Source organism: Bradyrhizobium sp. SZCCHNR1017, assembly GCF_032381375.1.
GTDB lineage: Bacteria > Pseudomonadota > Alphaproteobacteria > Rhizobiales > Xanthobacteraceae > Bradyrhizobium.
The window spans coordinates 319,593-331,659 of the sequence record NZ_JAUHIR010000003.1; the positions used below are offsets into that span (position 1 = coordinate 319,593).

Annotated in this window: 9 protein-coding genes and 1 riboswitch; of the genes, 3 read left to right on the forward strand and 6 right to left on the reverse strand. The window is 68.1% G+C overall.

The genetic code is table 11. The annotated features are described in order from the left end of the window. The gene (locus tag QW863_RS10415; protein ID WP_315715865.1) at positions 1 to 573 is read right to left on the reverse strand and encodes a DUF2239 family protein; all 573 of its coding nucleotides are present in this window, start codon (positions 571 to 573) and stop codon (positions 1 to 3) included. A 162-nt stretch (positions 574 to 735) separates the two neighbouring features. Here QW863_RS10415 and QW863_RS10420 point away from each other — a divergent pair, with 162 nt between their 5' ends. Beyond that, the gene (locus QW863_RS10420; RefSeq protein ID WP_315715866.1) at positions 736 to 1,401 is read left to right on the forward strand and encodes a glutathione S-transferase; all 666 of its coding nucleotides are present in this window, start codon (positions 736 to 738) and stop codon (positions 1,399 to 1,401) included. Between the two features lie 3 nt (positions 1,402 to 1,404). Here the strand turns inward: QW863_RS10420 and QW863_RS10425 are convergent, their stop codons facing one another. Beyond that, a complete protein-coding gene (locus QW863_RS10425) occupies positions 1,405 to 2,811 on the reverse strand; it encodes a serine hydrolase (RefSeq protein ID WP_315715867.1) in 1,407 nt (468 codons plus the stop codon). A gap of 167 nt (positions 2,812 to 2,978) precedes the next feature. Next, entirely contained in the window at positions 2,979 to 4,730 is a 1,752-nt protein-coding gene (gene ggt, locus QW863_RS10430) for a gamma-glutamyltransferase (RefSeq protein WP_409977907.1), read from the reverse strand. Positions 4,731 to 4,854: 124 nt separating this feature from the next. Here ggt and QW863_RS10435 point away from each other — a divergent pair, with 124 nt between their 5' ends. Continuing rightward, on the forward strand, positions 4,855 to 6,264 hold the full coding sequence (locus tag QW863_RS10435) for an MFS transporter (RefSeq protein WP_315715868.1): 1,410 nt from the start codon (positions 4,855 to 4,857) through the stop codon (positions 6,262 to 6,264). 130 nt (positions 6,265 to 6,394) lie between these two features. On the opposite strand, the gene purH is transcribed toward QW863_RS10435, so the two are convergent. The 3 genes from purH to QW863_RS10450 all read right to left on the reverse strand — a co-directional run bounded on the left by purH (position 6,395) and on the right by QW863_RS10450 (position 11,575). Beyond that, on the reverse strand, positions 6,395 to 7,987 hold the full coding sequence (purH, locus tag QW863_RS10440) for a bifunctional phosphoribosylaminoimidazolecarboxamide formyltransferase/IMP cyclohydrolase (protein WP_315715869.1): 1,593 nt from the start codon (positions 7,985 to 7,987) through the stop codon (positions 6,395 to 6,397). A 23-nt stretch (positions 7,988 to 8,010) separates the two neighbouring features. Beyond that, positions 8,011 to 8,091: riboswitch (ZMP/ZTP riboswitch) on the reverse strand. 173 nt (positions 8,092 to 8,264) lie between these two features. Beyond that, entirely contained in the window at positions 8,265 to 9,980 is a 1,716-nt protein-coding gene (locus tag QW863_RS10445; protein ID WP_315715870.1) for a heparinase II/III family protein, read from the reverse strand. Positions 9,981 to 10,222: 242 nt separating this feature from the next. After that, positions 10,223 to 11,575 carry an RsmB/NOP family class I SAM-dependent RNA methyltransferase gene (locus QW863_RS10450; protein WP_315715871.1) on the reverse strand — a complete coding sequence of 451 codons (1,353 nt, stop codon included), beginning with the start codon at positions 11,573 to 11,575 and terminating at the stop codon, positions 10,223 to 10,225. 195 nt (positions 11,576 to 11,770) lie between these two features. Here QW863_RS10450 and QW863_RS10455 point away from each other — a divergent pair, with 195 nt between their 5' ends. Then, positions 11,771 to 12,025, forward strand: a complete 255-nt coding sequence (locus tag QW863_RS10455; protein WP_409977908.1) for a DUF1674 domain-containing protein — start codon at positions 11,771 to 11,773, stop codon at positions 12,023 to 12,025. The last annotated feature ends 42 nt before the right edge of the window (positions 12,026 to 12,067 follow it).

A 12,067-nucleotide genomic window follows, 5' to 3' on the forward strand; every position in this document is an offset into this window, starting at 1 on the left:
TCAATCGGCCCTGTGGCGATTTGCGAGCGCCACCGCATGGTCGCGGATGTCGGCCGGCCAGTCCGCGATCAGCGCGGCGAAGCGGCCGAGATCGCCGGCGAACAGCGCTCGGGAGGCCTCCTCGAATTGCGGCAGGTTGCTGCCGATCCCCGACATGAAGTGATAGGCCGCGTCACGCGCCTCGCGGGCGCGATCGGTGTCGCCGCTGGCGCGGCGGGCGTCGTGGACCAGCTTGCGCAGTGCCACCGAGGCGCCGCCCGGCTGCGCGTTCAGCCAGTCCCAGTGCTGCGGCAGCAAGGTGACCTCGCGGGCCACGACCCCGAGCTTCGGCCGGCCGCGGCCGCGCGGCCCGCTCGGCGGCTGGTCTGCGACCGCGCCGGCGTCGACCGGCAGGCGCGCCAGGATCTCCCGGTCGCTGCCGCGCAGATCGATGTCGATCGGCTGCCCGGTGCGGTCGTTGAAGATCACGATCGGCTCGGTGTTCGGCGCGGCGTGTTTCAGCACCAGCGCCACCTTGGGCAGCGGCCCGGCAGCAACCCGGGTCTGGCCGGCAAACGCGGTGAAAGTGTCCATGGCTTGGTCCCCGTGATGCGCCTAATAAGACCCGGGTGAAATTAAAGTCAATATTACCCGGATAATTATTGTGGCCGCCTCCAGTGCCGAGGACGCCTCGCCGAACCCGTCCTGTCCTGCTACGGAACGGCGCCCGCCACCCGATCCGTCCCTGGGAACCCCATGCTGACCGTTCACCACCTCAACAATTCCCGCTCGCAACGCGTGCTCTGGCTGCTCGAGGAGCTCGGCGTGCCCTACGAGATCATTCGCTACGAGCGCCAGCCGGACATGCGCGCGCCCAAGGAGCTGCGCGCCATCCATCCGCTCGGCAAGTCGCCCGTGATCACCGACGACGGCAACACGGTCGCGGAGTCCGGCGCGATCGTCGAATATCTGATCGAGACCTATGGCGAGGGACGGCTGATCCCGCCGCCGAAGACGCCGGAGCGGCTGCGCTATTCGTATTGGCTGCACTACGCCGAGGGCTCGGCGATGCCGCTGCTGCTGCTGAAGCTGCTGTTCAACATCATGCCGAAGCGCGCGCCGGCGTTGCTCCGTCCGATCGTGCGCAAGGTGTCGAACCAGGCCTTGAGCACGCTGGTCAATCCGCAATTGAAGCAGCACATGGCGTTCTGGGAAAGCGAGCTGCAGAAGAGCGAGTGGTTTGCGGGCGATTCGTTCACCGCGGCCGACATCCAGATGAGCTTCCCGCTGCAGGCGGCGGCATCGCGCGGCGGCCTGGAGCAGGGCCATCCGCGGGCGATGGATTTCCTCGCCCGCATCGAGGCACGGCCGGCCTACAAGATCGCGCTGGAGAAGGGCGGGCCCTACGAGGTCGGCCGCTGACCGCTATTTGGCGGCCGTCGCCGGCGCCGCGGTCGCCGCAATCACCTCGCGCACCAGCCGGGCGACGCCTTTGATGTCCCCGTCCGGATCCACGGAATCGCCAAGCCGGAGCACCACCATGCGCTGGCTCGGCATGATCACGAGCCGCTGGCCGAGCAGGCCGAAGGCGAAGAACGCGTCGGCCGGGATGCCGGCGCGCGCCCGTCCCAGCGCGTGAAAATGCTGGCTGCGGTTCGTCCACAGTCCCGCGCCATAGTCGGTGTCCAGCGTCGCGGTCGCCGACATCGCCACCCAGCCCTCGGGCAGGATGCGCTTGTCCCCGGCGACGCCGTCACCGAGATAGAGCAGCCCCAGCTTCGCCCAGTCGCGCGCGCTCGCCAGCATGTTGCCGTAACCTTGCAGCGTGCCGGTGCCGTCGAACTGCAGCGTCGCGCTGCGCATGCCGAGCGGATGGAACAGCTCGCGCCACGCGAGTTCGATCGCCTGCTCGGGACCGCCGGCGGCATCGCGGATGATGCGTGCCAGGATCTGGGTGCTCGCGCTCGAATAGGCCCAGCGCTGGCCGGGCGGCGCGATCAGCGGCGCATGCACCGCGAACGCCGCCATGTCGCGGTGGATGTCCATCTGGCTCGACGGGTCGAAGCCGGAATTGGTCTCGTCCAGCGCCAGGCCTGATGTCATGCGCATCAACTGCTCGATGGTGATGTCGTGGCGCGGATCTCCGGCTTCTCGCCATTCCGCGACCGGCGCCGGGACCGACGGGCTCAGTCTGCCCTGCCGGGTGAGGATGCCCAGCAGCGCATTGGTGACCGTCTTGGTCATCGAGAAGCCCAGGAGCGGCGTATCGACGCCGATGTTCGGCGCATAGCGCTCCGCGATCAGGCGACCGTCCTTGACGACGACGACCGCCTTGGTGCGGCGGAACGGCGGGTTGGCCGGCTCCTCGAAGGCGTGATCGAGCGCTGCCTTCAGCGCGGGATCGCTGGGCTCCACCGCCGTGTTGTCCGCCAAGTCGGGCAACGCGGGAGCGGGCGCCGCGGCACGCAGCGCAGCGACGTCGGTGTGAGGCACGTAAGGCGGCTTCTGGCCCTGGAGCGTCACGCAACCGAGACCGTCATGATACGTGGCCCGGGTGGCGTGCAGGCCGAGCAGCGACGCCTCCGCCATGCGCATGTCGGGCTCCACCCGGTAGCGCATCACCGCCCGCAGCCGGCGCAGACCGGGCCGTTCCATGGTCTCCGCAAACACCGTTTGCGGATCGAAGCCGGAGACGTAGGTCTTGGCGCAGATCATCTCGGCGACCGCGCTGGTCGCGACGCGCAGCGCCCGGTCAGGCCGATAGGTGAGCCACCCCGCCACCAGCAGGGCCGCGAACACCAGCAGACCGACCACGAATCTTCGCAAATGCACCAGAACGTCCGACACCGTCTCGCGGGCGAGCCTCGCTGCGCCCTGGTATGCTTCTAACGCGCCTCGGTCACCACGCCAACGGAGGGAAGCGGGTGCAGGGCCCCGCCGGGCGGCGGCAAATCGTCATCCGGGGCCGCGATGTCCGGCATCGCCTGGGAACCGGCGCCTCAGCGCCCGGCTGCGGTGGCGCCCTTGCTGCGCGGATCCGGCGCGCCGACGAATCCATCCGACGTCACCAGGATGGAGTTGGCCGAGGTCCGTCCCATCGGCTCCTCGAGCTTGTGACCTCGGGCGCGCAGACCGGCGAGCACGTCCTCGGCAAAACCCTTCTCGATTCGGACCTCGTCGGGCATCCATTGGTGATGCAGGCGAGGCGCGGTGACGGCCTGGCGGACGTCCATCCGATAGTCGAGCACGTTGACGATCACCAGCAGCACGGTCGAGATGATGCGGCTGCCGCCCGGCGAGCCGGTGACGAGCACGGGCTTGCCGTCCTTCAGCACGATGGTCGGCGACATCGACGACAGCGGCCGCTTGCCGGGGCCTGGCAGATTGGCCTCGAAGCCGACCAGGCCGAAGGCATTCGAGGCACCGGGCGCGGCGGTGAAATCGTCGAGCTCGTTGTTGAGCAGCACGCCGGTGCCCTCGGCGACGAGGCCGACGCCATAGGGGAAGTTCAGCGTGTAGGTGTTGCTGACGGCATTTCCGTCATTGTCGACGACCGAAAAATGCGTGGTGTTGCTGCCCTCCCGCAGCGGCGTGGTGTTGAGCACGTCGCCGGCGCTGGTGGCGTGGGCGGGATCGATCCCGGCGCGCTGGCGCGCGGCATAGTCCTTCGACAGCATCGCGCGCACCGGCGCGTCGACGAAGGCGGGGTCGCCGAGATAGCGCGCGCGGTCGGCATAGGCGCGCTTCATCGCCTCGATCAGCAGATGCAGCGAGGCGGGCGAGCCCTGCTTCAGCTCAGCGAGCGGAAAGCCCTCGAGGATGTTCAGCATCTCGATCAGCACGGTGCCGCCCGAGGACGGCAGCGGCATCGACACGATGTCATAGCCGCGATAGGTGCCGCGCACCGGCGTGCGCAGCACCGGCCGGTAGGCCTTGAGATCGTCCGCTGTCATGACGCCGCCGGCATCCTGGATCGCCTTGGCGAGCTGGTCGGCGACCGGCCCTTCATAAAATCCGCGCGGGCCCTGCTCGGCAATGGCGGTGAGCGTCGCCGCCAGATCGCGCTGGATCAGCCGGTCTCCTTCCCTCAGCACCGTGCCATCGGGACGGATGAAGATCGCGGCCGTCGATTTCCATTTTGCCAGCCGCGGCGCCATCATCGGCAGGGTGACGGCAACGTCGTCGGCGACGGGGATGCCGTCGCGCGCCAGCACGATCGCCGGATGCAGCACCTGCGCCAGCGTGAACTTGCCCGAGCCGTATTTCTCCAGCGCCAGCGCGAGACCTGCCACCGATCCGGGGACGCCGATCGACAGCGCCGAATCGCGCGACTTGACGTTGTCGGGCTTGCCATCGGCGCCGAGGAAGATGTCGCGCGTGATCGCGGCGGGACCGGTCTCGCGATAGTCGATCGCCACGTCCTCGTTGGTCCTGGCGATGTGGATGACCATGAAGCCGCCGCCGCCGATGTTGCCGGCAACGGGATAGGTGACGGCCATCGCAAAGCCGGTGGCAACGGCGGCATCGACCGCGTTGCCGCCCAGCGCAAGGATGCGCTGGCCGACTTCGGCCGCGATCCGCTCCTGCGCCACCACCATGCCATGTGCGGGCGACTGCGCCGGCGCGGTGATACCGGGGGGCTGCGGGATATCGAAGGTTTGCGAATCCAGCGCCCGCGCGGGCAGGCAGCCGGCCAGCAACAGCATGAAACCCGCAAGGAGCCGTCGTCGATCAATCGTGAACGTGGTCATCGCAATTCTGCCGTTGCTGACATCCGCCTGGGATCGTCAGATGTTATAGGGCCGCGTCGCCGGCGTAAAACGCAACGCCGTGATCGTCGCGAGATGCGACGCCGTGATTGCAGAGGATTTTCGAATGGCCGTCATCACGATCGAGACCTCTGGCCCTGCCGACGGCCGAATCTATCCCGGGCGCGCGGCCGTCGTCAGCTGGATCTTCTTCGATTGGGCGGCGCAGCCCTATTTCACGCTGATCACGACCTTCGTCTTCGCGCCCTATTTCGCTGCGCATGTCGCGCCGGACGCGGCGAGCGGCCAGGCGCTGTGGGGCTTTGCGACCGCCGCGGCCGGCATCGTCATCGCGCTGCTGTCACCGGTGTTCGGCGCCATCGCCGATGCCACCGGGCGCCGCAAGCCGTGGATCGCGGCGTTCGGCGCGATGCTGGTGATCGGCGCCTCGCTGATGTGGATCGGGCGTCCCGGCGCGCCCGAGCTGATCCCGCCGCTGCTCGCGGCCTATGTGATCGCCACCATCGGGGTCGAGTTCGCCACCGTGTTCAACAACGCGATGATGCCGACCCTGGTGCCGCCGGAACGCATCGGCCGGCTGTCCGGCACCGGATGGGCCACCGGCTATGTCGGCGGCATCCTCTCGCTCGTCATCGTGCTCGGCTTTCTCGCCGCCAATCCCGACAGCGGCCGCACGCTGTTTGGATTCAAGCCGCTGTTCGGGCTCGATCCCGTGAGCCATGAAGGCGACCGCATCTCCGGTCCGCTCACCGGGCTCTGGTTCATCGCGTTCGTATTGCCGATGTTCCTGTTCACACCGGACTTTCCGGCGCGGCACCGGCTGGGCGCGGCCGTGGGCGAGGGGCTTGGTCAACTGAAGCAGACGCTGCGCAGCCTGCCGCAGCAGCGCGACGTTGCGCTGTTTCTCCTCGCCAACATGATCTACACCGATGGGCTGGTGTCGCTGTTTGCTTTCGGCGGCATCTATGCCGCCGGCACGTTCGGCTGGAACACGATCCAGATCGGCACCTTCGGCATCATCCTCGCCGCCGCCGGCACGTTCGGCGGCTGGCTCGGCGGCAAGCTGGATGACTTTCTCGGGCCGAAGCGCGTGATCGCCGGCAGCATGACGCTGCTGCTGCTCGCGATCATCGCGATTCTCATGGTGAGCCGTGATTCGGTTCTGTTCATTTCGGTTACGCCGGCCGTGCCGGGCGGCCCGCTGTTCGCTTCGCTGCCGGAGCGCGCCTATCTCTTGCTCGGCTGCGTCATCGGCGCCTGCGGCGCGCCGCTGCAGGCGGCCTCGCGCTCGCTGCTGATCCGCATGGTGCCCAAGGAGCGCGTCGCGCAGTATTTCGGCCTGTTCGCGCTCACCGGCAAGGTGACGTCGTTCATCGGCCCGCTGCTGATCGGCATCATCACCGCGGCCACCGCGAGCCAGAAGGCGGGCATGGCCGTGCTGGTGCCGTTCTTTGCGGCGGGATTGCTGTTGCTGGCGCGGGTGAATTCAGGTGGTCGTGCGGGGCAGGGCGCCTGAAACTTGCTCCGCCGTCATTCCGGGGCGCCCGCAGGGCGAGCCCGGAATCCATACTCACGATCGTGGTTATGGATTCCGGGCCTGCGCCTTGCGGCGCATCCCGGAATGACGGCGGAGATTGTGGGCGCAATCAGTGCCGGAAGTGCCGGACGCCGGTCAGCACCATGGCGATGCCGTGCTCGTCGGCGGCCTTGATGACCTCGTCGTCGCGCACCGATCCGCCCGGCTGGATCACGGCGGTGGCGCCGGCCTCGATGCAGGCGAGCATGCCGTCGGCGAACGGAAAGAACGCGTCGGAGGCGACCACCGATCCCTTGGTCAGCGGCTCGGCGAGCTTGAGCGCGCTGGCTGCATCCAGCGCCTTGCGCGCGGCGATGCGCGCCGAATCGACCCGGCTCATCTGTCCCGCGCCGATGCCGACTGTCGCCGACTCCTTGGCGTAGACGATGGTGTTCGACTTGACATGCTTGGCGACGCGGAAGGCGAAGCGCAGGTCGCGCAGCTCGGCTTCGGTGGGGGCGCGCTTGGTCACCACCTTCAGCTCCATGTCATCGACGACAGCATTGTCGCGGCTCTGCACCAGCAGGCCGCCGGCCACGGTCTTGGCGGTGAGGCCGGCTTCGCGCGGATCGGGCAGGGCGCCGGCGAGCAGCAGCCGCAGGTTCTTGCGCGCTGCGATCACCGCGATCGCCTCCTCGGTCGCGTCGGGCGCGATGATCACCTCGGTGAAGATGCCGGTGATCGCGTGCGCCGTGGCGGCATCGAGCTTGCGGTTCATCGCGATGATCCCGCCGAACGCCGAGGTCGAGTCACAGGCCAGCGCCTTCTGGTAGGCGGTGACGAGATCGGGCCCTTCGGCGACACCGCAGGGATTGGCGTGCTTGACGATGACACAGGCGGCGGTGCGCGCCGGGTCGAACTCGGCGATGCACTCATAGGCCGCGTCGGTGTCGTTGATGTTGTTGTAGGACAGCTCCTTGCCTTGCAGCTGGCGAGCGGTGGCGACGCCGGGACGGCGGCCGGGCAGCGCGTAGAACGCTGCGTGCTGGTGCGGGTTCTCGCCATAGCGCAGCGACTGGATCAGCTTGCCACCGAAGGCGCGGTAATCGGGCGCGTCGTTCTGGATGGTGGCGGCGAACCAGTTGGAGATCGCGGCATCATAGGCGGCGGTGCGCGCATAGGCCTTGGCGGCAAGCCGGCGGCGCAGCAGCAGCGTGGTCGAACCCTCATGCCGCGCCAGGTCGTCCAGCACGGCGTGATAGTCGTTGACGTCGACGACGACGGCGACGTCCTCGTGGTTCTTCGACGCCGCGCGGATCATCGCCGGGCCGCCGATGTCGATGTTCTCGATGCAGTCGTTGAACGGGGCGCCGCGTTCGACCGTGGCCTCGAACGGGTAGAGATTGACGACGAGCAGATCGATCGGCGCGATGCCGTGGGTCTTCATCGCCTCGGCATGCTCATCATTGCCGCGGATCGCGAGCAGTCCGCCATGCACCTTCGGATGCAGCGTCTTGACGCGGCCGTCCATCATCTCGGGAAAGCCGGTGAGGTCGGAGACGTCCTTCACCTTGAGGCCGGCATCGGCAATCGCCTTGGCGGTGCCGCCGGTCGAGATCAGCTCGATGCCGCGCGCGGCGAGCGAGCGGGCGAAGTCGACCAGGCCGGTCTTGTCGGATACGGAAAGCAGGGCACGGTGAACGCGACGAAGCTGATTGGTCATGGGCAGAGTCCTTGTGCAGGAGTTCAAAATGCCCAGGCGCACGGCGTCAAATCCCGCGCTCCCCGATGGTGCTCCATCCAAAGTCGCCAGTCGCGCGAGAGCGGGCCTCATATCAGCTTTTGCCGCCCGCGACAACGGGTGGCCGATCGAACGATCATCTTGGCCGCACGTCTCACGATGAGCCGCCCGAACGTCGGCCGCGTTCCGAGGGCCCGCCGAAGGCGGACGTCTCGACGGACGGTGATGTGAGATGATCTGAGAAGCGAGAGCCAGGGTGTTACAGCGGCAGCTCAGGCTCTCTCCGCCCGTTGCGGCGCCCGTTGGTCTCGGTCGGGGACGTCGACGAGCGGACGAAGCTCCAGCGGATCGACGGGGCCTGCTGCGCGTCCTGCCGGATCACCAGTTGCGTGGTGCGGCGCGGACCGTCATTGCCGGCGAGAAACACGCTGTCCTCGAGGTCGACGCGATCGTCGAACGTCTCGAACGTCCAGACCTCGCGATTGGGCAGCACCAGCATGGCGCCGCGGCCGTCGCTGAGCCGGCTGGCCTTGACGGCCGGGTGCAGGTGGAAGCGCAGCGCGTAGTCCGATCCGCCGCCGCGGAGCCGCGCGCCCTGCGCCGGCGTCACGGTGTCCTCGCCGTCGAGCCGCGAGCCGTCCTCCGCCGCCACCAGCACGCGACGATGGATCAGGCCGAATTTCGCCGCGTAGCCGTTGTGCGAGGTCGACAGCACGGTGCCGTCGGGCACGATCTCGCGGAAATTCTCGACCCGCGTCGGACCCGATACGATCGGCGCGCCGTGCAGCAGGCGCTTCATCGCCGACATCTCGACGAAGGTGCAGGACGAGGTGTTGTGGTAGGTCAGCGTCGAATGCGCCACCGTGCTGCGCGCGAAGGCGCGCCAATTATCGCGGCCGGTCGACGGCATGCCGCAATTGATCACGATGCGGCACGGTCCGGAGGACATCTCGAAGGCGAGGCAGCCGGCATGGGCCTCATGGCTCAGATGCGGTGGCGGCGGCGGACCGGTATCGACGATCACCGTCATCGGTCCGGCATCGAGCCGCTGGAAACCGGAATGCGGCATGCTCGCCATCGGCGTGCCGTGGGTGTCGTCGTAGGCGAGCAGGGTCGCCAGCAGGTCGGAAGGGGTGCCGCCCATGCCATTGAACAGCGCCATGTTGCCGTCGCCGTGGCGGAAGAAGCGCAGCATCGGCATCATGCGGTCGATGGCGTTGAGCAGCGCCGGCGGCGGGGCGATGTTGCGGGCCGCAAACGTCTGCCGCAGCGGCAGCAGGTCGATCAGCAATTCGATCAGCGCGCCCGGATTGCGCGAGACGTGGCCGCCATCGGGCAGGATCTGCCGCTGCAATTCGTCGGAGAGTTTCCGGGTCGCGCTGCGGATGTGCTTGGCCTGGTTGGCGAGGCACAGCGAGGCGTAACACAGTGCGATCAGCACCTGCAGCCGCGGCGCGCCATCCGGGATGTCGATCGTCGAATAGCGCAGATAGCGGATCTCGCGGGTCAGCCCGCGCAGATAGCGGCGGTAGAACTTGCCGTCGGAATCGGCCAGCACCAGCGGCGCCTGCGACAGCAGCGAGATCACCCGCCGCGCCAGCACGTCGGCGCGCCGGCTCAGCGGATGGCGGCCGATCTGGTTGGTGATCCAGTCGTCGACCAGAGCACGGGCATTGGCGCGGGTCAGCGCGGTGTCGGCTGCGCGCAGATGTCGCAGCCAGCCGAAGCCGAGCAGGGCCACCTCCCAGTCCTCGGACGGCGGCTCCAGGTCGAAGATCGAGCGGCCATGGCAGGTCACGATCTTGCCGGCGAAGACGAAGCGGCCGGCGTAGATCTCGGCCGCCCGCGTCGCGTCCGACGTGCGCAGGTCATGCGGCGCAATGATGAGTCGGTCGGCGCGACCGGGCCACAACCCGGACACGGATACCGATACACCGCTGACGTTGGACATCAGGCTGCGCGCAAAGCGGCCCATCACCAGCGTCGATATGCGTCTGCGTTGAGCGGCGGACACGCCAAGCCTTGGATTCAGAGGGGGATTCGGTTGCGCATCCTTCATAGATCGCAACTGCCGCCGATACACCATTTTTGGCCCCGGTGCAGCACCATCGCGGGACCAGAATCTGGTGCAAAATCAGGATTTAACGGACTAACGCAACGCCGACGCCCTTAAAGCCCGACCGACGCAGGGCCGGCGCACGGCGCACGATGACACGCTCACGGCCGCCGCTCCAGTCTCGCCGCATAAAAACCATCGAGACCGCCAAGCCGGGGGTCCTGGTGCGGCAAATGGCAGGGCAGCGTGCGCAGGTCGCCGGCCGGGGTGACCAGCTCGGCCAGTCCTGCCACCTCGCCGGCGTTGACGGGGACGCGGCGCAGCTCGGTGGTTTCGGCCAGCACGCGCTCGACCACCTGCTCGCCCTCCTCGGGCTCCAGCGAACAGGTGCAGTAGACCAGGGTTCCGCCCGGCTTGATCAGGCTGCCCGCCCTGGTCAACAGCCGCGCCTGCAAGCCCGACAACGCGGCGATGTCGGCCTCGCTGCGCAACCAGCCGACGTCGGGATGACGCCGAATCGTGCCGGTCGAGGTGCAGGGCGCATCGAGCAGCAGGCCGTCGAAGCCGCCGCTGTCGGCGGGCTGCCATTCGGCGGCGTCGGCCACGACCGTCTCGGCGGTCAGCTGCAGCCGGGTCATGTTGTCCTTCAGCCGGTTCATCCGGGCCGGCGACCGGTCGACCGCGGTGACGCGGGCGCCGGCATGGGCGAGCTGAGCCGTCTTGCCGCCTGGCGCCGCGCAGAGGTCGGCGACGGCCTTGCCGCTGATGTCGCCGAGCAGGCGCGCAGGCAAGGCGGCGGCGGCGTCCTGCACCCACCATTGTCCCTCGGCGAAGCCCGGCAGCACCGTCACCGAACCATGCAGCACGGTGCGCACGGTGCCGGTCGACAGCACCTCACCATGCAGCCGCGACGCCCATTGCGCCGGGTCCGACTTCACCGTGAGGTCGAGCGACGGCTCCTGGCCGAGCGCCGCGGCGATGTCCCTGGCGGTCGCTTCGCCATAATGATCGATCCAGCGCTTGAGCAGCCAGGGCGCGATGTCGAGCGGCTGACCGGTGGCATCGTCGAGCAGGGTTGCGCCCTCGCGCGCGCAGCGCCGCAGCACCGCGTTGACGAGCCCGGCATATTTCGCTGCGCGGCGGTCGGCCTGCACCAGGCGGACGGAGAGGTCGACGGCGGCGTGGTCAGGAACGTCCATCCAGAGGATCTGGGCGGCGCCGATCAGCAGCGCGCTCTGCGCCCGCGGCGCGTCGGTCGGCACGCCGCGATCCAGCAGCCGCGACAGCACGTGACCGAGCGTTCCAAGCCGCCGCAAGGTGGTGGCGACCAGCCGCCGCATCAGCGCGCGGTCGCGGTCGGCCAGATGCTTCAGTCCGGGATGTGCGCCGGTCCCGTCGAGCTGATCGTCGAGGGTGCGATGCTTGTGCAGCACGCCGTCGACCACGTCGGCGGCGATGCGCCGTGCCGCCAGGCCTGGGACTTCGGAAGGGGTCGCAAAACGCGGCGGAGGCATGCCTGGGAATTACTCGCGAAAGAAGAAAGGCAGTTCCGCGACCATCGGGTGCATGCCATCAGCTTGCGGGTCCTCTGTCACCGGAATATGCCAAATGTAAGAATCGGCTCTGCTTTTATTAGCCCTGTTTTTTCATGGGTGGGCACACGATCTGATGAGGTCGGGAACGAACCGGTTCAATGGTGGAATGGTACGATGAGCAACGAGCCCGAGAATGAGCCCAGGAGTGAGCCGAAGGGCAAGGCCGCTTTGGCCGTGGTCGCCAGCAATGAGGCGCCGCGCAAGCCGCTGACGCCGGCCGCGCAGCGCGCGCTGGCCGAGGCTGAGGAACGCCGCCGACTGGCAGCACAACAGACGAAGCCGATGCCGACGGAGTTGCAGGGGCCGAAAGGGCCGGAGCCGACCCGTTACGGCGACTGGGAGAAAAAGGGAATCATCTCGGACTTCTGACGGGATCTCGGCGCGCGGCTTGCGTTGTTCGGCGCCGGGCTT